Genomic DNA, 23992 nt, shown 5'->3' with positions numbered 1-23992 from the left:
TGCCCTCAATACCCGCTGTCGGTGGTCAGGACGAGATGCCCCGGCTCCACCTCATTGTACCGCGACGGCTCGGCCACGTAGTCGAGACCGTGGATCGGCGAGGGGATCGGTTTGAAGTTCAGATCCTTCTCGGACTTGCGCCGGTGCGGATCGGCGATCGGCACCGCCTTCATCAGCGCCTGGGTATAGGGGTGCTGCGGGTTCTCGAACACCCGCGCGCGCGGCCCCATCTCGACGATCCGGCCCAGGTACATGACGCCGACGTGGTGGCTGACGCGTTCAACCACGGCCATGTCGTGGCTGATGAAGAGATAGGACAGCCCAAGCTCGGCCTGAAGCTCCATCATCAGGTTCAGGACCTGCGCCTGCACGCTGACGTCCAGCGCGCTGACTGCCTCGTCGGAGACGATCAGCTTGGGGTTCAGTGCCAGCGCACGGGCGATGGCGATCCGCTGGCGCTGGCCGCCCGACATCTCGTGCGGATAACGCCGCATGAAACTGCGCGGCAGGTGCACCCGGTCGAACAGGTTGGCGACCCGGTCCTGGATCTCAGAGCCGCTAGCGATGCCGTAGTTGCGCATCGGTTCGGCCACCTGGTCCAGCAGCTGCATCTGCGGATTGAGCGAGGCGAAAGGATCCTGGAAGATCATCTGCATGTCGAGCCGCGCCTTGCGCAGGTCGCGCTGGTCCAGCTGCATGATGTCGACCCCGTCGAGGTCGATTTCGCCCGCGTCCGGTTCGACCAACCGCAGGATCGAGCGTCCGGCGGTGGACTTGCCGCAGCCGGATTCGCCCACGAGGCTGAGGGTCTGACCCTTGTTCAGGGTAAAGGAGACATCCTCGACCGCGTGCACATTGGCCACCGTGCGGCGAAAGAACCCGCCCTTGACCGCGAAACGCGTGGTCAACCCCTTGACCGTCAGCAGCGGCTTGTCGGTGCCGGGGATCGGCGCGAGGTTCTGACCCTCGACGCCCATCAGCTTCATCGGTTCTGGTGCGGCTTTGCCGCGCATCTCGCCCAGCTTGGGCACCGCCGCCAGAAGCGCCTTGGTATAGTCGTGCTGCGGGTTCTCGAAGATCTCTTCGACCGTGCCCTCCTCGACCTTGTTGCCGCGGAACATCACCACGACGCGGTCGGCCATCTGGGCCACCACCGCCATGTCATGGGTGATGAACATCACTGCGGTGCCGGTTTCCCGCTTCAGCCGGTCCATCAGCGCCAGGATCTCGGCCTGGATCGTCACGTCGAGCGCGGTGGTCGGTTCATCGGCGATCAGCAGGCGCGGCTCGCAGGCCATCGCCATGGCGATCACGACGCGCTGGCGCATGCCGCCGGACAGTTCATGCGGGTATTGTTTCAGCCGCCGTTCCGGTTCCGGGATGCGCACCTGTTTCAGCAGTTCCAGCGCGCGGGCCTCGGCCTGGGCCCGGGTCATCCCCATGTGCACCCGCAGCCCCTCGGTCAGCTGGCGGCCCACGGTAAAGACCGGGTTCAGCGCCGTCATCGGCTCCTGAAAGATCATGCCGATCTCGTTGCCGCGGATATGGCGCATCAGATCCTGCTCGGCGGCGGCCAGGTCCACTTTTTGGCCATCCTTGCGATCAAAAATTAGGCGCCCAGCGGCAATGTCGCCTCCGCCGAACTCGACCAGCCGCATCAGCGACAGGGAGGAAACCGATTTTCCGGACCCGGATTCGCCCACGATGCAGACGGTTTCGCCCGGCGCGACCTCGAACGAGATGTCCTCGACCCCGACAACCGGCCCGTCCTTGGTTTCAAATTCGACCCTGAGGCCCTCGATCCGGGCAATCGGATTATCCAGCACGGCACCATCCCCTTGTTGAAGTCTGAACGCTAAGGCGGCGTCGTGGCGGCTGTCAAACCCCCCGGGCGGGTTTTCCCGACGCCAAGGCTTGCTTTTTTCCCAAACTCTGTTTCGATGGTCGAATATCCGCTGCCCGGGTCACCGGCCCTGCTGTGCCATGGGATAAAATCCTTGGCGCAGCAAGTGGTTGAGACCTGCGGCGGACATATAACCATCCGCATCTCAAGCGGAAAAATGGTCACGCAAGTGTCCGACAAGGAGTGTAAAATGAAGATGAAAGCCCTATTGCTCGGCGCGATCGCATCTGCGGCGCTGGCCCCGGCCGCCATGGCGGAACGGGGTTCCGACGGCACTGTCAACATCATCTATTGGCAGGCCCCCTCGATCCTGAACCCGTTCCTGTCGGGCGGCACCAAGGATGTGGAATCCTCCTCGCTGGTGATCGAACCGCTGGCCCGCTACAACGAAAAGGGCGAGCTGGTGCCCTGGCTGGTCGACGCGGTGCCAACCGTCGAGAACGGCGGCGTGAGCGAGGATCTTACCTCGATCACCTGGAAGATCACCCCCGGCCTGAAATGGTCCGACGGCAGCGCCTTTACCTCGGCGGACGTGAAGTTCACCTATGAGTATTGCACCCACCCCGAGGGCGGCTGTGCGCAGGTGACCAAGTTCGAGGGCGTCACCAGTGTCGAGACCCCCGATGACCTGACCGTCAAGGTCACCTTCGAGAAGCCGACGCCGTTCCCCTATGGTCCCTTCGTTGGCGGCGAGAGCCCGATCCTGCAGGCGGCGCAGTTCGCCGACTGCATGGGCGCCAAGGCGCCGGAGTGCACCGAGCAGAACTTCAACCCGATCGGCACCGGCCCCTTCGTGGTGGACGAGTTCCGCCCGAACGACGTGATCACCCTGTCGGCCAACCCGAACTATCGCGACCCGGGCAAGCCGGCCTTTGCCAACGTGACCTTCAAGGGCGGCGGCGATGCCACCGCGGCGGGCCGCGCGGTGATGGAGACGGGCGAGTTCGACTATGCCTGGAACCTGCAGCTTGCGCCCGACGTGATTGCCCGGATGGAAGAGGGCGGCAAGGGCGTTGCGGTCGCCGGTTTCGGCCCGCTGGTCGAACGGATCATGCTGAACAACACCAACCCCGATCCGGCGCTTGGCCCGGATGAGCGTTCGGTGATCCGCCCGCACCCGTTCCTGAGCGATCCGGCAGTCTACAAGGCGATGTCGATGGCGATCGACCGCCCGCTTCTGGTCGAGATCGGCTATGGCAAGGCGGGCAAGGTCACCTGTAACTGGGTCCCGGCACCGGCGATCTATGCCGCCGATATCGAGGGCTGCGACATGCAGGACATCGAGGGCGCCAAGGCCATGCTGGAAGCGGCGGGCTACAAGGACAGCAACGGCGACGGCGTGCGGGAAACCCCGGACGGCAAGCCGATGAAAATCCTCTACCAGACCTCGACCAACGCGGTGCGCCAGGACTTCCAGGCGCTGATCAAGCAGTGGTGGAGCGAGATCGGCATCGAGAGCGAGCTGCGCAACGTCAACTCCAGCGTGTTCTTCGGCGGCGACCCGGGCAGCCCGGATACCTTCCAGAAGTTCTATGCCGACGTCGAGATGTACGCCAACACCTTCAACGGCACCGACCCGCAAAGCTATTTCGGCAACGGGCTGTGCGACAAGGCGCCTACCCCCGCCAGCCAGTGGCAGGGCGAGAACATCTCGCGCTTCTGCGACGAGGAATATGACGCGCTGCACGAAGAGCTGACCAAGACCGCCGATGCGGCCAAGCGCGCGGAGATCGGGCAGCAGTTGAACGCGATGGTGTTCGAAAAAGGCGGCATGATCCCGCTTGTGCACCGTGGCCGGTTGTCCGCCCACTCCAACACGCTGGGCGGCGTCATCCTGAACGTCTGGGATACCGAGCTGTGGAACGCGGCTGACTGGTACCGCAAGGACGGCTGACACCGCGTCCGTCAGGACGTGACCCGCCCCGGCAGCGTTCCGGGGCGGGTGACCCAAGACACTCGGGCAATAACCACACAATCAAGCTGCAAAGGCGCGCTCCCGAATGCTGACCTTCACCATCCGACGATTGGTTCTGGCCGTTCCGACGCTTTTGTTCATCAGTCTCGTCATTTTTCTCTTGCTGGAACTGGCGCCGGGCGACCCCATGGCGCAGGTTCCGCTGACCGTTCCCCCCGACGTGAAGGAAAAGATGCGCGAGGCGCTGGGCCTTGGGCAACCGATGCACATCCGGTTCTGGAAGTGGATCGTGCAATTCTTCTGGATCGAGCCGCAGGTTCTGATCGACTCGGTCTTCGGCACCTCCTTCTCGGTCGGCGACCTGCGCGTGATCTCCTGGCAGACCCGCAGCCCGGTGATGGACATCGTGGTCCAGCGCATCCCGCAGACCCTCTGGGTGGTCGGCACCGCCTATATCGTGGGCATCCTGATCGCGATCCCGATCGGCATCTATTCCGCCTACAAGCAATATTCCTGGTTCGACCAGGCCGGCACCTTTGTCTCGATGGTCGGCTTCTCGGTACCGCCGTTCTTTTCCGGCGTGCTGGTGATCGTGGTCTTCTCGGTCAACCTGGGCTGGTTCCCGTCGATCTATGACACCACGCACAAGGTGGTCGACTGGAACAGCTTCGTCGTCCAGCTTCAGCAGATGGTGATGCCGGTGATGGTGCTGGCGTTGCAGATCACCGCGCAGATCAGCCGGTTCATGCGCGCCTCGATGCTGGACAACCTCAATCAGGACTACGTGCGCACCGCCCGCGCCAAGGGGCTGGGCGAAACCACCGTGGTCATGCTCCACGTGCTGCGCAACTCGATGATCCCGGTTGTGACCGTGATCGCGCTGGGGGTGCCGTCGATCTTTGGCGGCGCCATCATCACTGAGCAGGTGTTCAAGGTGAACGGGATCGGCCAGTTACTGATCGGCGCGATCCAGGCCAACGACCTGCCGATGGTGCAGACGCTGACCTTCATCTTCGCCGTGCTGATCGTGCTGTTCAACCTGATCGCCGACGTGCTCTATGGCCTGCTCGACCCGAGGATCCGCTATGACTGACAAGGACCGTCTCGTCCCCGACGAAGGGCTTGCCCCGGCCTCGACCGCCCTGCCCGGCGGTGCCGGCCCGTTGGAGGAATTCACCAAGCCCCCCACCAACCAGTGGCGCGAGGTCTGGGACCAGTTCAAGCACCACAAGGGCGCGCTCTATGGCGGCATCATGTTCCTGGTGATCGTGTTCTGGGTCTATCTCGGGCCGCTGGTCTGGACCCTGGACGCCACCCATATCGACATCCGCGCCCGCAACCAGGGGCCCAGTTTTGACCACCCGTTCGGCACCGACCAGCTGGGGCGCGATACCTTTGCGCGGATGATGGCGGGCGGCAAGACCTCGGTCTCGGTCGGCATCACGGCGATGCTGCTGGCGCTGGGGCTGGGCTCGTTCGTCGGCGTGATGGCGGGTTTTTTCAAGCGGCTGGACGGGCTGCTGATGCGGCTGACCGACCTGTTCCTCGCGCTGCCGCTGTTGCCGCTGCTGCTTGTGATGATGCTACTGTTCCGCGATCCTCTGAACGCGGCCTTCGGACCGGAACGCGGGATCTTCATCCTGATCGTGGCGGCCATCGGGGTGACCAGCTGGATGCCCACCGCACGCATCGTGCGCGGCGACGTTCTGGCGCTGAAGGAGCGCGAGTTCGTCCTGGCCGCCCGCTCGATCGGGACCACCAACACCAAGATGATCCTGCGCCATATCCTGCCCAACGTGCTGTCGCCGATCATGGTCTCGGCGACGCTGGGCATCGCCACCGCGATCATCACCGAAAGCGCGCTGAGCTTTCTCGGCCTCGGCTTTCCGCCGGATTTCCCGACCTGGGGGCGGTTGTTGTTCGATGCCACCGACTATCTCCAGCAATACCCCGAGCGGGTGTTCTGGCCCGGGCTGGCGATCTCGCTGACCGTGCTCAGCGTCAACTACCTTGGCGACGGGCTACGCGACGCGCTGGATCCGCGCATCCGGGGCCGCTGAGCCGGACAGGACAAAAAGGAACGGAACCGACCGCCGCCCCCACCCGGGCGGCGGTTTTGGTTTCGGCGGGGTGCGGACGGCAAAACGCCCCTCCGCCAAAGCGGGGCGCAGACGGGAAATCGTTCCCGGAGACACCGACAAACAGACGGTTTATCACCTTGTTTTTCGCGTCATCCCCGCCCTAGTGGGACTTTGTTCCGTTTTTGCGAGGCTATGACATGTTCGAGACATTCGGGTTCGAGGACACCACCGCGCGCGAGGTCAGCGTCTTGTTCGGCCTCGGTCTGGGCCTTGCCTTTGGCGTGCTGGCACAGATCACCCGGTTCTGCCTGCGCCGGGCTCTGGTCGGCACGGATCGTCGCAGCGCGATGGGCGTCTGGCTGACCGCGCTTGCCATCGCCGTGATCGGCACGCAGGGGGCCGTGGCACTGGGCTGGATCGGGTTCGAGGATCACCGCTTTCTCGCGTCCGGTCTGCCGGTGCTGGCCATCGTGCTGGGCGGGCTGGCCTTTGGCGCCGGTATGGTGCTGACCCGGGGCTGCGTGTCGCGGCTGACGGTTCTGGCGGGGGGCGGCAACCTGCGGGCGCTGCTGGTGCTGCTGGTGTTCGCGGTCACGGCCCATGCCACGCTCAAGGGGGTGTTGGCGCCGCTGCGCACCGGATTGGGGAGTTTGACCGTCGAATTGGGGAATTTCACCACCCTTGCCGCCCTGCCCGGCGGCGCGCCGGTCTGGGCCGCGCTGATCGCGGCGGCCGCGCTCCTTTACGCGCTGCGCTCGGGCGCCGCGCCGCATTCGCTCATTGGGGCGGCGGCCATCGGGGTATTGGCCGCGTTGGGATGGGTCGGGACCGGGTTCATCCTGTTCGACGAATTCGAGCCGATCGCGATGGAAAGCCTGTCCTTCACCTCGCCGATGTCGGAGACGCTGTTCTTTACCGTCGCGTCCTCGGCGGTGCCAGCGGGGTTCGGGCCGGCGCTGGTCGGTGGCGTGGTCTTGGGGGCGCTGGCGGCCTCCCTGCTGCGCGGGGAATTCGCCTGGCAGAGTTTCGACGGGCCGGCACAGACCGGCCGTTACCTAGCCGGCGCGGTGCTGATGGGCGTGGGCGGCGTGCTGGCCGGCGGCTGCACCCTGGGTGCGGGGCTGTCGGGGGTGCCGACGCTGAGCCTTGCGGCGATCCTGGCGCTGGCCGCGATCGCCCTGGGCGGGATCGCTATGAATGCGATCCTTTCTCGATCCCTTTCCGGATCCGGCGCACCGCGCCCCATACGGCCAGCACAACCGGCAGAGTGAGCGCCCCGGTCAACATCCCCTTGCTCAGCCCGGCGGCATGCGCCACCGGGTAGAGCAGGTAGCTGGCCAGTGACACCGCGTAATAGCTGATCGCCACCACCGAGAGCCCCTCGACCGTGTGTTGCAGCCGCAGCGACAGGTCGGCGCGGCGGTCCATGCTGGCCAACAGCGCCTGGTTCTGCGCGCTGCGTTCCACGTCCACCCGCGTGCGCAACAGCTCACCCGCGCGCATGGCGCGATCCGCCAGCGCCTGCAGCCGCTCTCGCGTCGAGGTCACCGTGCGCATGGCGGGCGCATAGCGACGGGCCATGAAATCGGCAAAGGTCTGGCGGCCCTGGAACCGCTCTTCGCGCAGCGAGGCGATGCGCTGGTTGACGATCGCCTCATAGGCGCCGGTGGCCCCGAAGCGGAACGAGCTGCGCGCGCCCATCGATTCCAGTTCGGCGGAAATCGACAGCAGTTTGGTCAGGGTCTGTTCCGCCGGGATGCCACCACCGGTCATGTCGACCATGAGTTGCGACAGGTGGTTGTCGAGCGTGCCAATCTCGCCCGAGAGCTGCTGAGCGCGGGAGAACCCCAGCATCGACATCGCCTTGTAGGTCTCGATCTCGCACAGCCGCTGGACCACGCGGCCGATGCGTCGCTGGCCGGCCCCCTCGCCCACGAAGACGGCAAAGCGCATGTGACCGGCCGGGTCGATACGGAAATCGCCCGCCGCCACCGCCGCATCGTCCAGAACGTAGGAGGCGGCGGTGCTTTCGGGCACGAACCAATCGGCCAGCGCGGCGTTCACGCCGGCTTCGTCCGGGCGCGGGCAGACCCGGAGCGCGATCGAAGTGATGCGCTGACCCGGCGCCGCGTTCAGCCAATCCTCGGGGAAGACCGCGAAATCGGCCGGATCGAAGGGCCGGTCGCTGAGCCCGTCGGAGATCGCGGTATAGGTCACGAACTCGGTATGCTGTTCCCATTTCAGCGCGTGGCGCCCGATGCGGCCACTGTAGTGGGTGGCGCCCGGCTGTGGGTGCGGCGCGCCGTGGCGGTCGAGCAGGTCGGTCAGGTGCGCCACGTCGGCGGCACGGTCGCGGCTGACCGCCTCTTTCGGTTGCTTGATGGCAAGGTAGACCACCGTCGAGGTGTTCTTCATCGCCGGAAACGGGCGCGCGTGCAGCTCGTTCGCGAGCCGGTAACGCAAAGGGTGGTCTTCGATCGGGGGCATCTGTCGGTCCTTGCTTTGCCCTATCTAAACGCAGCCGGGGCGAAAAAACAAAAACTTTTTTATTTCAATGTGTTACCGGAATACAGTGGCATACCGAACCGCGTCGACCCGGCGGCGCCCCCGGGAAAACGAAAAAGCCCCGCCACAGGGGCGGGGCTTTGACGCGTTTCGGTTGGCCTTTCGATCAGTCGATCAGCGGGATCAGCTTGTCGAGGCTGTCCTTGGCATCGCCGTAGAACATGCGCGTGTTCTCCTTGTAGAACAGCGGGTTCTCGATCCCGGAATAGCCGGTGCCCTGCCCCCGCTTGGAGACGAAGACCTGTTTCGCCTTCCAGCACTCCAGCACCGGCATGCCGGCGATCGGGCTGTTGGGGTCCTCTTGCGCGGCCGGGTTCACGATGTCGTTCGAGCCGATGACGATCGCCACGTCGGTGTCGGGGAAATCATCGTTGATCTCGTCCATCTCCATCACGATGTCATAGGGCACCCGCGCCTCGGCCAGAAGCACGTTCATGTGCCCCGGCAGACGGCCGGCCACCGGGTGGATGGCAAAGCGGACGTTCTTGCCCTTGGCGCGCAGCTTCTTGGTCAGGTCACTGACCGCGTTCTGCGCCTGCGCCACCGCCATGCCGTAGCCGGGGATGATGATGACGCTGTCGGCCTCGTTCAGGGCCGATGCGACACCCTCGGCGTCGATGGCGATCATCTCTCCCTCGACCTCCATCTGCGGGCCAGCCGCACCGCCGAAGCCGCCCAGGATCACCGAGATGAACGAGCGGTTCATCGCCTTGCACATGATGTACGACAGGATCGCGCCCGAGGAGCCGACCAGCGCACCGACCACGATCAGCAGATCGTTGCCGAGGCTGAAGCCGATCGCCGCCGCCGCCCAGCCCGAGTAGCTGTTCAGCATCGAGACCACCACCGGCATGTCGGCGCCGCCGATACCCATGATCAGGTGGTAACCGATGAAGAAGGCAGCCAGCGTCATGATCGCCAGCGGCACGAAGCCCCCGGTGTTGAAGTACCAGATCAGGCAGATCAGCGAGAGGGCTGCGGCGCCGGCGTTCAGCATGTGGCCGCCGGGCAGCTTCTTGGCGGCCGAGTTCACCTTGCCGGCCAGCTTGCCATAGGCAATGACCGAGCCGGTGAAGGTGACCGCCCCGATGAAGATCCCGAGGAAGAGTTCGACCTTGAGGATGTTCAGCTCGACCGGGGTCTTGTGCGCGATCAGCGCGGCAAAGGTGCCGAGATGCAGGTCATGCGTCCAGGCCGCGAGTCCGGTGGCGTCCAGCGCGTCCGGGGCCGTCGCCATGATGGCGCCGACATGGCCCATCTCGAAATGGGCGTTGAAGCCCACGAAGACCGCCGCGAGACCGACCAGCGAGTGCATCGCGGCGACCAGTTGCGGCATGCCGGTCATCTCGACCTTGCCGGCCACATAGGCGCCGATCACGCCGCCTGCGGCGAGCAGCACGATCGACAGCAGCCAAAGCCCCTGTGCCGGGCCGATCAGCGTTGCAAAGACCGCCAGCGCCATGCCGGCGATGCCGTACCAGACCGCGCGCTTGGCGCTTTCCTGCCCCGAGAGGCCGCCCAGCGACAGGATGAAGAGGACGGCCGCGACCACATAGGCCGCCGTGGTAAATCCGAATTCCATGATCCCCTACTCCTTACGATTTCTGGAACATGGCGAGCATGCGCCGAGTCACGAGGAAGCCACCGAAGATGTTGATCCCGGCCATGAAGACCGACAGCGCGGCCAGGACGATCACCAGCCCCGAGCCCGAGCCGATCTGCAACAGAGCGCCCAGGATGATGATCGACGAAATGGCATTGGTGACCGCCATCAGCGGGGTGTGCAGGCTGTGGCTGACGTTCCAGATCACCTGGAAGCCGACGAAGACCGACAGCACAAAGACGATGAAGTGCTGCATGAAGCTGGCCGGGGCCACCAGGCCCACCCCCAGCAGCAGCACCGCGCCGACCGTCAACAGGGTGACCTGGGTCTTGGTCTGCTGCTTGAAGGCCGCGACCTCTTCCGCCCGCTTTTCTTCCGGCGTCAGTTCCTTGGGCTTTTCCTTCTTCTGCGCCGCGATCGCCTGAACCTTGGGCGGCGGCGGCGGGAAGGTGATTTCGCCGTCATGGGTGACGGTGGCGCCCCGGATCACGTCGTCGTCCATGTCGTGCACGACCTTGCCGTCCTTCTCGGGCGTCAGGTCGGTCATCATGTGACGGATGTTGGTGGCATAGAGCGTCGAGGCTTGCGAGGCCATCCGGCTGGGGAAATCGGTATAGCCGATGATGGTGACGCCGTTGTCGGTGACGATCTTTTCGTCCGCGACGGTCAGCTTGCAGTTGCCGCCCTTCTCGGCGGCGAGATCGACGATCACCGAGCCCGGCTTCATGGCCTTGACCATGTCCTCGGTCCACAGTTCCGGCGCCTCGCGGTTGGGGATCAGCGCGGTGGTGATCACGATGTCTACCTCGGGCGCCAGCTCGCGGAACTTGGCCAGCTGTGCCTCGCGGAATTCAGGGCTCGACACCGAGGCATAACCGCCGGTGGCGGCGCCGTCCTGCTGCTCTTCCTCGAAATCGAGATAGACGAACTCGGCACCCATCGATTCGACCTGTTCGGCCACCTCGGGACGCACGTCGAAGGCATAGGTGATCGCGCCGAGGCTGGTCGAGGTGCCGATCGCGGCAAGACCCGCGACACCGGCACCGACCACCAGCACCTTGGCCGGGGGCACCTTGCCCGCCGCCGTCACCTGGCCGGTGAAGAAGCGGCCAAAGTTGTTGCCCGCCTCGATCACCGCGCGGTAGCCGGCGATATTGGCCATCGAGCTGAGCGCGTCCATCTTCTGCGCGCGGGAGATCCGCGGCACCATTTCCATGGCGATTACGGTGGCGCCCTTGGACTTGGCCAGTTCCAGCCCCTCTTCATTCCCGCCGGGATTGAAGAAGGAGATCAGCGTCTTGTCCTTGGTCAGGCGCTTCAGCTCGGTCTCGTTCGGCTGGCGCACCTTGGCAATGATGTCGGCCGTCTTCCACAGCGCCGCCGCGGTTTTGACGATCTCGACACCGGCCGCCTCATAGGTGGCATCCGAAAACCCGGCGGCCGCGCCGGCCCCGGTCTCGATGGCACACTCATAACCCAGCTTTTGCAGTTGCCTGGCCGAGTCGGGTGTCATCGCCACCCGCGCTTCGCCCTCGTAGATTTCCTTCGGTGTCCCTATCTTCACCTATCTGGTCCCCCTTTGTCGCCCCTGCGCGGGACGCGATACGGTACAGTTTGCAAATCCGTCACCTATCGCGCGCAAGAAAATTACGCAAGCGCGGCAAAGGTCGCACGGGGTATTTGATACATATCAGTTACACCCAACGGCGTGTTTTTTGTTCATAACGCCCGAAATCGGCGTGATAGGTACGGCGCAGGCGGTCTTCCTCCGGCAGGATGAAGCGGCGCTCGATCACCCAGGTGAAGATCGGCAGAAGCGGCAGCGCCAGCACCGCGTCGAAGCGCAGGATCAGCCCGGCGAGCACCAGCAGGTCGCCCAGGTAGATCGGGTTGCGGCTGCGCTTGTAGATCCCCGACTGCACCAGCGCGCTGGGGGTGCCATGGGGCAGGACGGTGGTGTGGTGGCGGCGCAGTTCGACCACCGCCAGCAGCATCAGAAGCACCCCGCCCCCGACCAGCAGGCCGCCGGCGAAATCGGACCAGGCGCCACCAAACTCAAGCCCGGCGGGATAATACCGGGCCTGGCCCCAGGCGATCAGGATCGCACCGAGCAGCCAGGCGGGGGGCGTGTCGATCCACTTCATGCGCGCTCCTGCAGGATTCTTCGAAGAATCCTGACAAATTTCTTCGAAGAAATTTGACTCATTCCCACTCCATCTCGGCGAACACGCGACCGGCGTTCTTGGTCGCCAGTTCTTCGAACGTGTCCAGGTGTTCCCATCGGGACTGATCGACGTAATAGGCACCGGCCAGGTCGCCGCCCGAGTCCAGATGATCTTGGATCTTGGCCCGCAGGTCCAGCAGGTAGTCGTGAGTATAGCGTCGCACCTGGGCGAAATTGGTCGGGTGCCCGTGTCCGGGAATCACATAGGTGGGGGCGAGCGGCTCCAGCTTCTCCTCCCATGTCTCCAGCCAGCAACTGGTGCAGGTGGTCTCGAAGATCGGCAACATCCGCTCGTGAAAGGCGATGTCGCCGGTGATCATCAGCCCCCACTGCGGAATCCAGACCTGCGTATCACCCGGATCATGGGCCGGGCCGAGATGCAGCACCTTGATCTCTACCCCGCCAAGGGTGATGTCGTATTCCTCTTCAAAGGTCAGGTTGGCATGTTCGACCCGTGTGCCCTCGGCCTTGTCGCGGTTGTAGCGCTGCATCCCCTGCAGGATGAAATCGCCGTTCTCGGTGGTTTCCTCGACCGCGTCCGCATGGGCCAGGATATCCACGCCCTGGTCGCGCCAATAGCTATTGCCCAGCATAGCGTGGCCCTGACCATTCTCGTTGATCACCAATACCACGGGCTGATCGGTGACGCGCCTGATCTCGTCGTGCAGCGCGGCGGCCAGGCGGGCAGAGGCGCCGGCGTTCATCACCACGACACCCTCGTCGGTGACGATGAAGGACAGGTTGTTGTTGTGGCCGGAATTCTCATAGGTCGGCGGCGCGGTGGCGCCGATGGCCGAGAACACATGCGGGATCACCTCGACCGGCTTGGAATAAAGCTCGGACTGGGGATATTGATCGGCGATGTCCTCGCTCGCCCATCCGGCGGTGGCGGTGATGCTGGCCACGGCGATGGCGGCGGCGCTCAACAGATACTTCATGACTCCTCCCAAACGTGATCCCATGCGGGAAATCCGGCAAACATTCGCATCTGTGAATGGGTAAGTAAAGTGACGGAACGACGACCCTTGTCCCGCAGTCCGCGCCCGCTAGGGTGACGGCAACCCAAGGGAGGAACAGGCGAATGACACTGAACGGCAAACACGCATTGGTCACCGGCGGCGGAACCGGCATCGGGCTGGCCATCGCCCGGGCGCTTGCGGCCGGGGGCGCGCAGGTGACGATCACCGGGCGGCGGCAGGAGGTTCTGGACGAGGTCGCCGGCCCGGGCTTGACCGGCCTTGCGATGGACGTGCGCGACGAGGGCGACGTGGTCGCCAAGATCGAAGCCGCGGTGGCGGCGCGCGGACCGGTGCAGATCTGCGTCGCCAATGCCGGCATCGCCGAGGGCCGCGCGCTGCACAAGACCTCGCTGGAGATGTGGCGCAACATCATGGCCACCAACCTCGACGGGGCCTTCCTGACCATCCGCGAAAGCCTTGCCTCGATGCGACAGACCGATTGGGGCCGTGTCCTCACCATCTCGTCCATCGCCGGGCTGCGCGGGCTGAAGGGGGCGGCGGGCTATACCGCCTCGAAACACGGGGTGATCGGGCTGACCCGCGCGCTGAGCGAGGATTACATCGGCACCCCCTTTACCTTCAACGCGATCTGCCCGGGCTATGTCGACACCCCGATTGTCAGCCGCAACGTCGACAGCATCGCCCAGCGCGCCGGGGTCAGCGAGGAAAAGGCGCGCGACATGATGGTCAGCGCCAATCGCCACAACCGCCTGATCGCCCCGGAAGAGGTGGCCGCCGCCGCGATGTGGCTGGTCGGACCCGGATCGGAGAGCGTGAACGGCCAGTGCATCGAGATCGCCGGCGGCCAGTCCTGAGGCTCAGGGTCGCGCCAGCCCGTCGCCGATCATCGCGGCCAGCAGCGCCACGCGGGCGCGGTAGGCGGGGTAATCGGGCGCGGTCATCTTGAGGCCCTTGAGGGCGGCGGCGAGGGTCGCCGCCACGGTCGGCGCCGGACCGGGCAACCGGATCATCCCCGCCTGCGCCGCCGCCTCCAGCCATGCGGCATAGACCGAGGCCAGCCGCGCCTCGCCCTGCCGGATGATCTCGGCGGCGGCGGACTGCCCGGCGTCGAGCAGCTCCATCCCGTGCGGCGAGGTCAGCATCGCCTCGACCGCCGCGCCGCCCTGCGCGGCAAAGGCCGCTGCCAACCGCTCGGTCACCGGACCGTCGCCCGCAAGCGCCGCCTCGACCGCCGCCGCCGCGTCGTCGTAATACTGCCGCACCAGGTGGCGATAGATGTCGTCCTTGTTGCGGTAATGCAGGTAGAGCGCCGGGCGCGACATGCCCGCACCGCGCGCGATGTCCTCCATCGAGGTCTTGCGAAACCCATAGGTGGCAAAGGCCCGCCAGCTTGAGGCGAGGATCGCCGCCTGCTTGGAATTGGAATCTGTGTCTGCCGCCGCCATCCATGTTGGATTGCAGGTTACCGAAAAACTGTCAATTGACATCCTGACATTTTATACCATTTATGTCATACCTTGCGCGGCATCCACACCAGGGAGATCCCCATGCCCACCCCCCTTACCGTCAACGGAACCCGATACGACATCGACCTGCCCGAGGATGTGCCCCTGCTCTGGGTGCTGCGGGACGAGATCGGGCTGACCGGGACAAAATACGGCTGCGGCGTGGCCGCCTGCGGCGCCTGCACCGTGCAGATCGACGGCGAGGCGGTGCGCAGTTGCCAGGTCCCGCTGGGCGATGTCCGGGGCGAGGTCACCACCATCGAGGGGCTGGGAACACCCGACGCCATGGCCGCGATCCAGCGCGCCTGGGCCGAACACCAGGTGGCGCAATGCGGATATTGCCAGTCCGGCCAGATCATGCAGGCCGCCGCGCTGCTGGCCGAGACCCCCGCGCCCAGCGATGACGAGATCGACGCGGCGATGCAGGGCAACCTGTGCCGCTGTGGCACCTATCCCCGCATCCGCGCCGCGATCCACAGCGCCGCGAAGATGATGAAGGAGGCCTGATCCCATGGCCAGCATCGGAAAAATCGCCCGCCGCAGCTTTCTCATCGGCTCCGCCGCCATCGTCGGTGGCGTGGCCTTCGGCACCTATTACGTCGCCCGCCCCGCCCCCAACCCGCTGACGCCCGGAGCAGGCGGCGGCGCGCTCAACCCCTTCGTGCTGATCGACGCCAACGGCATCACCCTCATCGCCCCGCGCGCCGAGATGGGCCAGGGCGTGCAGACCACCTGGGCGGCCCTGATCGCCGAGGAGCTGGACGTGGAGATGGACCAGATCCGCGTGCTGCACGGCCCCGCCGCGCAGGCCTATTACAACAGCGCCCTGCTGGGCGAGGCGCTGCCCGGCAAGGGCTATGACAAAACCAGCTTCGGCCACACGCTGGCCGAGACGCTGGGCCGGGTCGGCAAGGTGATGAACATGCAGGTGACCGGCGGCTCGACCTCGATGGTCGATGGCTACAGCCGCATGCGGGCCGCCGGCGCCAGCGCCCGCGAGACATTGAAACAGGCCGCTGCCGACCTGCTGGGGGTGGCGCGCGCCGATCTGCGCACCGAAAAGGCGATGGTCATCGCCGCCGATGGACGCGAGATCGCCTATGCCGACCTGGCCGAGGCCGCCGCCGGGCTCGATCCGATCGACGCGCCGCTGCGCGACCCGGCGCAATGGCGCATCCTCGGCAAGCCCGTCGATCGCGTCGACATGGTGGACAAGGTCACCGGCACCGCGCGCTTTGGCATCGACGTGCGGCTGGAGGGGATGCGGTTCGCCGCATTGCGGATGAACCCGCATCTGGGCGGGCGCATGATCCGGTTCGACGACAGCCCGGCGCGGGCGATGCCGGGGGTGGACCGGGTGGTCAACCTGGGCAACGGGATCGCCGTTGTCGCCTCGAACACCTGGCTGGCGATGCAGGCGGCAGAGGCGGTCGAGATCGACTGGGAGATGGGCACCAACCCGCCCGATACCGAGGCGGTGTTCGACCGGATCGCAGCGGGTTTTGACGGCGGCGCCAACTCGACCCTGCGCGACGACGGCGATGCCGCGACCCTGCCCGAGGGCGCCACCGAGATCACGGCGGAGTACCGCGTGCCCTACCTCGCCCATGCGACGATGGAGCCGATGAACGCCACGGCGCTGTACTCGGGCATCAAGCTGGAGGTCTGGTGCGGCAACCAGGCGCCGCTGTTCACCCGCAAGAGCTGCGCCGCGGCGGTCGGGCTGGCCCCGGAGGCGGTGGAGGTGCACACCACCTACATGGGCGGCGGCTTTGGCCGGCGCGGAGAGCTGGATTTCTCGGTCTACGCCGCGCAGGTGGCCGCCGAGATGCCGGGCACGCCGGTGCAACTGACCTGGTCGCGCGAAGAGGACATGACCCACGATTTCTACCGTCCCGGCGCGCTGGCGCGGTTCCGCGGCGCGGTCAAGGATGGCAAGGCGGTGCTGCTCGACGGCCAGATCGCGGCGCAATCGCCGACGCAACAGGCGATGGGCCGCTGGCTTGGCCTGCCCGCCGCCGGTCCGGACAAGGGCACCGTGGACGGCGCCTTCAACCAGCCCTACGCCATCCCCAATTTCCGCGTTCGCGGCTACCTCGCCGATCTCACCATCCCGGTCGGCTTCTGGCGCTCGGTCGGGGCGTCGATGAACGGCTTTCTGTTCGACAGTTTCATCGACGAGATGGCCCATGCAGCCGGGCGCGATCCGCTGGCGTTCCGGCTGGAGCTGGCGCGGGCGGAATACGCCCCCGCCGCCACGGTTCTGGAGACGGTGCGCGAGATGTCCGACTGGACCGGCGAGACGCCCGAGGGCGTCGGTCGCGGGGTCGGCTTCTGCTACAGTTTCGGCACCCCCACGGCGACGGTGATCGAGGTTCGCGACACCAAGGACGGTATCGCCATGAGCCGGGCCTGGATCGCGGCGGACGTGGGCGTGGCGCTCGACCCGCGCAACCTCGAGGCGCAGCTGTCCGGCGGCATGGTCTACGGGCTGTCGGCGGCCTGCTTTGGCGAGATCACCTTTGCCGAGGGGGCAGTCGAACAGCAGAACTTTCCCGATTACGACGCGTTGCGCATCCATAACACCCCGACGACCGAGGTGCGCATCCTGCAGAACCAGGAGCATATCAGCGGCGCGGGCGAGCCGGGCACGCCACCCTCGATGCCGGCGCTGGCCAATGCGCTGTTCGACCTGACCGGCAAGCGGGCGCGCAGCCTGCCCTTGATGCACGACTTCGATCTGCTGGTCTGAGAACTCCGGGGTTGGTCCGTCACCCGGCGAGCCAGCCCTCTTTGCGAAACCGGCGACAGTGCAGTCCGGTTCGGGACCGCCTTGCGTCAGGTCGGGAAAGGACGCTCAGGCGCTGCGTTGCAGGGGCGCGCGGCGCGTAGCGGACCAGGCCCGCACTGCATCGCCGAAGGCGGTGAACAGGGGCCGCGAGACCGGGTCGTTGGCGGCGTCGTATTCCGGGTGCCACTGCACCGCGAGGGTAAAGCCCGGCGCATCCTTGACATGGATCGCCTCGGGCGTGCCGTCGGGCGCCCAGCCCTCGACCTCGATGCGAGCGCCCGGGCGCTTGATGCCCTGCCCGTGCAGCGTGTTGGTCATCACCTCGGGCGCGCCGAACAGCTTGTGAAACACGCCGCCCTCGGCCAGCCGCACCCGGTGACGCAGGGCGAATTTCTCTTCCAGCGTGCCCTCGGGCGGCATCCGGTGGTTCATCCGCCCCGGCAGATCGCGGATCTCGGGGTAGAGCGAGCCGCCCATCGCCACGTTGACCTCCTGAAAGCCGCGGCAGATCCCCAGGAAGGGCTGGCCGCGCTCGACGCAGGCGCGCACCAGCGGCAGCGCCACGGCGTCGCGCGCCCGGTCAAAGGCACCATGCGCCTCGGTCGCCTCTTCGCCGTATTCCTCGGGGTGAACGTTGGGCCGCCCGCCGGTCAGCAGGAACCCGTCGCAGATATCAAGCAGGTCCTCGACCGGGACAAAGCGCGGATCGGCGGGGATGATCAGCGGAACGCAGCCCGCGACGCAGGCGACGGCCTCGGAATTCATCGTTCCGCCCGCGTGGGTCGGATAGCTGTCGTTGATCAGAAAGGAATTGCTGATGATGCCGACAACGGGGCGGGCCATGAATTGCTCACTTTCACGTGTATACACGCACTGGATACAGGGCCGCGCGGGGCGCTGCAACACCCCGCCCCTGCATCACGGCGCAGACGGTTGTGCCGGGGCGCACAACCGGGCCGCGCGCCCGAAAACCGGGCAGCGGCGGCGCGCGCGATCAGGCCTCGCCGGTCAGGCCGGCGGCCTCGATCCCCGCCAGCGCGGCGGCGGCGTCATTGTCCGAGGTATCGCCGGTCACGCCGACCGCCCCCACCACCGCGCCGGTTCCATCGCGAACCAGGACACCGCCCGGCACCGGGATCACCTGGCCGCCGTAGACGCCGTTGACCGCCGCCATGAAATAGGGCTGTGCCTCGGCCCGGGCCATCTGGGCGCTGCCCGCCATGCCCAGCATCACCGCGCCGTAAGCCTTGCCGTGGGCAATGGCGAACCGGCCCGGAGAGGCGCCGTCTTCACGCTCGAAGGCCAGCAGGTGGCCGCCCGCGTCGAGCACCGCCAGGGACAGCGGTTTCAATCCCAGCTCGCGCCCCTTGTCGCGCGCCGCGCTGATGATCCTGCGGGCCTGGTCCAATGTTATCGCCATGCCGTCCTCTCCCTATTTTGTTTTCTTCTCGGCTGAAAATACGCTCCGGGGCGAGGAGCTAGACTGCCCCGCGCCCCGTCAGCTCATCCCGCCAATTGCGCCTTCAGTTCCAGCCGGCGGCGATGCAGCACCGGCTCGGTATAGCCCGAGGGCTGAACCCGGCCCTTGAACACCAGGTCGCAGGCGGCCTGAAAGGCGATGCCGTCAAACCCCGGCGCCATCGGTCGATAGGCCGCGTCACCGGCGTTCTGCCGATCCACCACCTGCGCCATCTTGCGCAGGGCCTCCATCACTTGGTCCTCGCTCACCACGCCATGATGCAGCCAATTCGCCAGCGCCTGCGAGCTGATGCGACAGGTGGCGCGGTCCTCCATCAGGCCGACGTCATGGATGTCGGGCACCTTGGAGCAACCGACCCCCTGGTCGATCCAGCGCACCACGTAGCCCAGGATGCCCTGCGCGTTGTTCTCGATCTCGCGGGCGATCTCGTCATCGCTCAGGTTGCGCCCCTCCATCACCGGGATGGTCAGCAGGTCGCCCAGCGTGCCGCGCGCGCCACCGGCGGCGATCTCGTCCTGGCGGGCAAAGACATCGACCAGGTGATAATGCGTCGCGTGCAGCGTGGCGGCGGTGGGCGAGGGCACCCAGGCACAGTTGGCACCCGCCTGCGGATGGCCGATCTTGGCCTCGAGCATGTCGGCCATGCGGTCGGGCATCGCCCACATCCCCTTGCCGATCTGCGCCTTGCCCTGCAAGCCGCAGGCCAGGCCGATATCGACGTTGCGATCCTCGTAAGAGGTGATCCAGGGGGTCGATTTCATCTCGCCCTTGGGCCGCATCGGGCCGGCTTCCATGCTGGTGTGGATCTCGTCGCCGGTGCGGTCGAGGAAGCCGGTGTTGATGAAGGCCACCCGCGATTTCGCCGCCCGGATGCATTCCTTGAGGTTCACGCTGGTGCGGCGCTCCTCGTCCATGATGCCGAGTTTCACGGTATTGCGCGGCAGGCCGAGAATATCCTCGACCATGTCGAAGATCTCGACCGCGAAGGCGACCTCGGCCGGTCCGTGCATCTTGGGTTTGACCACGTAGACCGAGCCGTGCAGCGAGTTGCCGCCCTGCGCCTTGAGGTCATGCATGGCGATCATCGTGGTGCAGAGCGCATCCAGCAACCCCTCGGGGATCTCGCCGCCCTGCCCGTCAAGGATGGCCGGGTTGGTCATCAGGTGGCCGACATTGCGGATCAGCATCAGCGAGCGACCTTTCAGCGTGATGACGCCGCCGTCCGGGGCGGTGAACTCCAGATCCGGCGCCAGCACCCGGTCAAAGGTCTTGCCGCCCTTGCTCACGCTTTCCTTCAGGTCGCCCCTCATAAGGCCGAGCCAGTTGGAATAGGCCAGCACCTTGTCTTCGGAATCGACGGCGGCGACGCTGTCCTCGCAATCCATGATGGTGGACATGGCCGATTCCAGGATCACGTCGCTGATCCCCGCCGGATCGTCGCGGCCCACCGGGGTGTCGGGCCCCAGGACCACGCGGATATGCAACCCGTTGCAAGTGAACAGGAACTCCGACCCATCCGCGTTGCGCCCGGCGTATTGCGCCGGATCCACCGGCCGCACCGGCCCCTGCGGACTGGCCAGGATCACCCCGCCCGCGTCCTGGTCGATGCCGGTGACCTCGGCCCAGGATACGCGCTCGAGCGGCACCGCCTTGTCCAGGTGCGCCTTGGCCCAGGCGATCACCCGGCCCCCGCGCGCGGAATCATAGCCGCCGCCCGTGGGCAGGTCGCCCAGCGCGTCGGTGCCGTAAAGCGCATCATAGAGCGACCCCCAGCGCGCGTTGGCCGCATTCAGCGCAAAGCGGGCGTTGGTGATCGGCACCACCAGTTGCGGGCCGGGCACATGGGCGATCTCAGGATCGACGCCGGCGGTGTCGATGGCAAAATCCGCGCCCTCGGGCAGCAGGTAGCCGATCTCGCGCAGGAAGGCCTCGTACGCGGCGGCATCATGCGGCCGGCCCTTGCGGGCGAGGTGCCAGGCGTCGATCTGACCCTGCATCTTTTCGCGGGTGGCGAGAAAGGCGCGGTTCTTCGGCCCCAGCTCGGCGACCATGCGCGCCAGACCCGCCCAGAAGGTCTCTGCCGTCACGCCGGTGCCGGGCAGCGCCCGGTCCTCGACGAAGCCTGCCAAGTCCGCCGCTACCTGCAGCCCGTGCCGCTCCACTCTCTTCGTCATTGCCAAACGCCTCCTGCAAAAATGCCCTTGTTCACCGTCTAGAACGAAAGTTTCCTATCGGCAACACGTCGGTAAAGTCTTTTGACCAATTTTCCCGATAGCAGTTTCAAACCGGCCCTGAAAACCCTCGGGAGCGCGGCGTGGGGACGCCTTGCAGGGGACCGGGCATTTGCCTAACGTCGGCGCCGATCCAACCCAGCGAGGCCCCCATGCGCGACGCCGCCCCCCAGACGATTTATCTCAAGGACTACGCGCCGTTCGGCTATCTGGTCGACTCGGTCCACCTGACCTTTGATCTTGCGCCCCATGCCACGCGGGTGACCAGCCGCATCGCCTTTCGCCCCAACCCGCAGGCGCGCGATCGCCGCTTTTTCCTGCATGGCGAGGGGCTGACGCTGATCCGCGCCGCAATCGACGGCGCCGGGATCACGCCCGAGATCACCGACGGCGGGCTGACCGCCGAAGCGCCCGACGCGCCCTTTGTCTGGGAATGCGAGGTCGAGATCGACCCGGGACACAACACCGCGCTGGAGGGGCTGTACATGTCGAACGGTATGTACTGCACCCAGTGCGAGGCCGAGGGCTTTCGCAAGATCACCTATTACCCCGACCGCCCCGACGTGATGAGCACCTTCAGCGTGCGCATCAACGGCGATCTGCCGGTGCTGCTGTCGAACGGCAACCCCACCGGGCGCGGCGAAGGCTGGGCCGAATGGCACGATCCCTGGCCCAAGCCGGCCTATCTGTTCGCGCTGGTGGCGGGCAATCTCGTGGCGCAATCGGACAGCTTCACCACCGTGTCGGGCAAACCTGTGGACCTGAACCTCTGGGTGCGGCCGGGGGACGAGCACAAATGCGCCTTTGGCATGGAGGCGCTGAAGAAGGCGATGAAATGGGACGAGGATACCTATGGTCGCGAATACGACCTGGATGTCTTCAACATCGTCGCGGTGGACGATTTCAACATGGGCGCGATGGAGAACAAGGGGCTGAACATCTTCAACTCTTCCTGCGTTCTGGCCAGCCCCGACACCTCGACCGACATGAACTTCGAGCGCATCGAGGCGATCATCGCGCATGAGTATTTCCACAACTGGACCGGCAACCGCATCACCTGCCGCGACTGGTTCCAGCTGTGCCTGAAAGAGGGGCTGACGGTGTTCCGCGACAGCCAGTTCACCGCCGACATGCGCTCTGCCCCGGTCAAGCGGATCAGCGACGTGATCGACCTGCGCGCGCGGCAGTTCCCCGAGGATACCGGGCCGCTGTCACACCCGGTGCGCCCCGAGAGTTTCCAGGAGATCAACAACTTCTACACCGCCACCGTCTATGAGAAGGGCGCCGAGGTGATCGGCATGCTCAAGCGGCTGGTGGGCGATTCCGCCTATGCCGAGGCGCTGGACCTGTATTTCGCGCGTCATGACGGGCAGGCCTGCACCATCGAGGACTGGCTCAAGGTCTTCGAGGATGTCACCGGCCGCGACCTGGGCCAGTTCAAACGCTGGTATTCGCAATCGGGCACGCCGCGGCTGAGCGTGGAAGAGGCGTTCGAGGATGGCACCTATACCCTGACCTTCACCCAGCGCACCGCCCCCACCCCCGGCCAGCCGGAGAAGAGCCCGCAGGTGATCCCGATCGCGGTGGGCCTGCTTGGCCCCAACGGCGACGAGGTGCTTCCGACGCAGGTGTTGGAGATGACCGAGACGACCCAGTCGTTCACCTTCGAAGGGCTGGCGGCGCATCCCGTCCCCTCGATCCTGCGGGATTTCTCGGCGCCGGTGATCCTCGACCAACTGCCCGAGAGCGCCGACCGCGCCTTTCTGCTGGCCCATGACACCGACCCCTTCAACCGGTGGGAGGCGGGCCGAGACCTGGCGCGGCAGTGCCTGATCGACATGATCACCAAGGGCGCCGACCCGGATGCCGATTACCTGGACGGCATCCGCAGGGTGCTGCGCGACGACCAGCTTGACCCGGCCTATCGCGCGCTGATGCTGGGCCTGCCCGGCCAGTCGCAACTGGCCGGCTTCCTGCACGAGGCCGGCATCACCCCGGACCCGATGGCGATCTGGTCCGCGGTGGAACGGCTGAAGGATGCCCAGGCCGAGGCCTTGGGGGATTTGCTGGGTGAATTGTACAATTCGGCGCAGGTGGCCGGCCCCTATGCCCCGGACGCCGCGCAATCGGGCAAGCGGGCGCTGGCCGGCGCGATCCTGGGCCTGATGACCCGGCGCGACGGCGGCGAACAGGCGGCGGCGCAATTCGCGGCGGCCGACAACATGACGCTCCAGCTTTCAGCGCTGGCCTGCCTGCTGCGCGCGGGCAAGGGGGCGGCGCAGTTGGCGCGGTTCTATGACCAGTGGAAGGCCGACCGGCTGGTGATCGACAAGTGGTTCATGCTGCAGATCACCGAGGCCGCCCCGAAGGACGCGGCGCAGATCGCCCGGGCGCTGACCGAACACGCCGATTTCACCTGGAAGACGCCCAATCGCTTTCGCGCGGTCTTTGGCGCGCTGGCGGGCAACCACGCGGGCTTTCATGCCCCCTCCGGCGCCGCCTACGCGTTGCTGGCCGATTGGCTGATCCGGCTCGATCCGCTGAACCCGCAGACCACCGCGCGGATGTGCAGCGCGTTCCAGACCTGGAAACGCTATGACGCGGAGCGGCAGGCGCTGATCGGGGCGCAGCTTGAGCGCATCGCCTCGACGCCGGACCTGTCGCGCGACACCGCCGAGATGATCTCCCGCATCCGGGGCGCGTGAGGTGCCGCG

Annotated in this window: 18 protein-coding genes; 8 read left to right on the top strand and 10 right to left on the bottom strand. The window is 66.1% G+C overall.

Annotation, left to right across the window (positions count from 1 at the left end; all coding sequences use genetic code 11):
* Window positions 1-5: 5 nt before the first annotated feature.
* Window positions 6-1826: an ABC transporter ATP-binding protein gene (locus tag ABWV23_RS07935; protein WP_353346723.1), complete on the bottom strand. Its 1821-nt coding sequence runs from the start codon at window positions 1824-1826 to the stop codon at window positions 6-8.
* Between the two features lie 267 nt (window positions 1827-2093).
* Here ABWV23_RS07935 and ABWV23_RS07930 point away from each other — a divergent pair, with 267 nt between their 5' ends.
* From ABWV23_RS07930 to ABWV23_RS07915, 4 genes are all read left to right on the top strand, one after another.
* Window positions 2094-3797 (top strand): peptide ABC transporter substrate-binding protein, encoded by a 1704-nt coding sequence (locus tag ABWV23_RS07930; RefSeq protein WP_353346721.1) that lies wholly within the window; start codon window positions 2094-2096, stop codon window positions 3795-3797.
* 106 nt (window positions 3798-3903) lie between these two features.
* Window positions 3904-4911 (top strand): ABC transporter permease, encoded by a 1008-nt coding sequence (locus tag ABWV23_RS07925; RefSeq protein ID WP_353346719.1) that lies wholly within the window; start codon window positions 3904-3906, stop codon window positions 4909-4911.
* Window positions 4904-5878, top strand: coding sequence for an ABC transporter permease (locus ABWV23_RS07920; protein ID WP_353346717.1), 975 nt, complete (start codon window positions 4904-4906; stop codon window positions 5876-5878). The genes ABWV23_RS07925 and ABWV23_RS07920 overlap by 8 nt, the downstream gene beginning before the upstream one ends.
* Before the next feature lie 218 nt (window positions 5879-6096).
* Window positions 6097-7170 (top strand): YeeE/YedE family protein, encoded by a 1074-nt coding sequence (locus ABWV23_RS07915; RefSeq protein WP_353346715.1) that lies wholly within the window; start codon window positions 6097-6099, stop codon window positions 7168-7170.
* Here the strand turns inward: ABWV23_RS07915 and ABWV23_RS07910 are convergent.
* The 5 genes from ABWV23_RS07910 to ABWV23_RS07890 form a co-directional block, all read right to left on the bottom strand.
* A complete protein-coding gene (locus ABWV23_RS07910; RefSeq protein ID WP_353346713.1) occupies window positions 7091-8386 on the bottom strand; it encodes a DUF3422 family protein in 1296 nt (431 codons plus the stop codon). The two genes, ABWV23_RS07915 and ABWV23_RS07910, sit on opposite strands and share 80 nt — an antisense overlap.
* A 184-nt stretch (window positions 8387-8570) precedes the next feature.
* Window positions 8571-10046 carry an NAD(P)(+) transhydrogenase (Re/Si-specific) subunit beta gene (locus ABWV23_RS07905; protein ID WP_353346711.1) on the bottom strand — a complete coding sequence of 492 codons (1476 nt, stop codon included), beginning with the start codon at window positions 10044-10046 and terminating at the stop codon, window positions 8571-8573.
* Between the two features lie 13 nt (window positions 10047-10059).
* Window positions 10060-11631, bottom strand: coding sequence for a Re/Si-specific NAD(P)(+) transhydrogenase subunit alpha (locus ABWV23_RS07900; RefSeq protein WP_353346709.1), 1572 nt, complete (start codon window positions 11629-11631; stop codon window positions 10060-10062).
* A 130-nt stretch (window positions 11632-11761) separates the two neighbouring features.
* Window positions 11762-12211, bottom strand: coding sequence for a methyltransferase family protein (locus ABWV23_RS07895; RefSeq protein WP_353346707.1), 450 nt, complete (start codon window positions 12209-12211; stop codon window positions 11762-11764).
* A 58-nt stretch (window positions 12212-12269) separates the two neighbouring features.
* The gene (locus tag ABWV23_RS07890) at window positions 12270-13229 is read right to left on the bottom strand and encodes an MBL fold metallo-hydrolase (protein WP_353346705.1); all 960 of its coding nucleotides are present in this window, start codon (window positions 13227-13229) and stop codon (window positions 12270-12272) included.
* A gap of 143 nt (window positions 13230-13372) precedes the next feature.
* Between ABWV23_RS07890 and ABWV23_RS07885 the strand changes: the two genes are divergently transcribed.
* Window positions 13373-14125: an SDR family NAD(P)-dependent oxidoreductase gene (locus tag ABWV23_RS07885; RefSeq protein ID WP_353346703.1), complete on the top strand. Its 753-nt coding sequence runs from the start codon at window positions 13373-13375 to the stop codon at window positions 14123-14125.
* 3 nt (window positions 14126-14128) lie between these two features.
* Here the strand turns inward: ABWV23_RS07885 and ABWV23_RS07880 are convergent, their stop codons facing one another.
* The gene (locus ABWV23_RS07880; protein WP_353346701.1) at window positions 14129-14716 is read right to left on the bottom strand and encodes a TetR/AcrR family transcriptional regulator; all 588 of its coding nucleotides are present in this window, start codon (window positions 14714-14716) and stop codon (window positions 14129-14131) included.
* Window positions 14717-14818: 102 nt separating this feature from the next.
* Here ABWV23_RS07880 and ABWV23_RS07875 point away from each other — a divergent pair, with 102 nt between their 5' ends.
* A complete protein-coding gene (locus ABWV23_RS07875) occupies window positions 14819-15283 on the top strand; it encodes a (2Fe-2S)-binding protein (RefSeq protein WP_353346699.1) in 465 nt (154 codons plus the stop codon).
* Window positions 15284-15287: 4 nt separating this feature from the next.
* Window positions 15288-17528, top strand: coding sequence for a xanthine dehydrogenase family protein molybdopterin-binding subunit (locus tag ABWV23_RS07870; protein WP_353346697.1), 2241 nt, complete (start codon window positions 15288-15290; stop codon window positions 17526-17528).
* A 105-nt stretch (window positions 17529-17633) separates the two neighbouring features.
* Here ABWV23_RS07870 and ABWV23_RS07865 read toward each other — a convergent pair whose 3' ends face one another.
* From ABWV23_RS07865 to ABWV23_RS07855, 3 genes are all read right to left on the bottom strand, one after another.
* Complete coding sequence (locus tag ABWV23_RS07865) at window positions 17634-18410, bottom strand: gamma-glutamyl-gamma-aminobutyrate hydrolase family protein (RefSeq protein WP_353346695.1); 777 nt, start codon at window positions 18408-18410, stop codon at window positions 17634-17636.
* A gap of 151 nt (window positions 18411-18561) precedes the next feature.
* Window positions 18562-18987: a GlcG/HbpS family heme-binding protein gene (locus tag ABWV23_RS07860; RefSeq protein ID WP_353346694.1), complete on the bottom strand. Its 426-nt coding sequence runs from the start codon at window positions 18985-18987 to the stop codon at window positions 18562-18564.
* An 83-nt stretch (window positions 18988-19070) separates the two neighbouring features.
* Window positions 19071-21221: a malate synthase G gene (locus ABWV23_RS07855; protein ID WP_353346692.1), complete on the bottom strand. Its 2151-nt coding sequence runs from the start codon at window positions 21219-21221 to the stop codon at window positions 19071-19073.
* A gap of 209 nt (window positions 21222-21430) precedes the next feature.
* On the opposite strand from ABWV23_RS07855, the gene pepN reads away from it, so the two are divergent.
* On the top strand, window positions 21431-23983 hold the full coding sequence (pepN, locus tag ABWV23_RS07850; RefSeq protein WP_353346690.1) for an aminopeptidase N: 2553 nt from the start codon (window positions 21431-21433) through the stop codon (window positions 23981-23983).
* Window positions 23984-23992: the final 9 nt, after the last annotated feature.

It is taken from the genome of Aquicoccus sp. SU-CL01552 (assembly GCF_040365005.1).
Taxonomy (GTDB): Bacteria; Pseudomonadota; Alphaproteobacteria; order Rhodobacterales; family Rhodobacteraceae; genus Antarcticimicrobium.
This window is presented reverse-complemented; position numbering and strand designations above follow the sequence as displayed.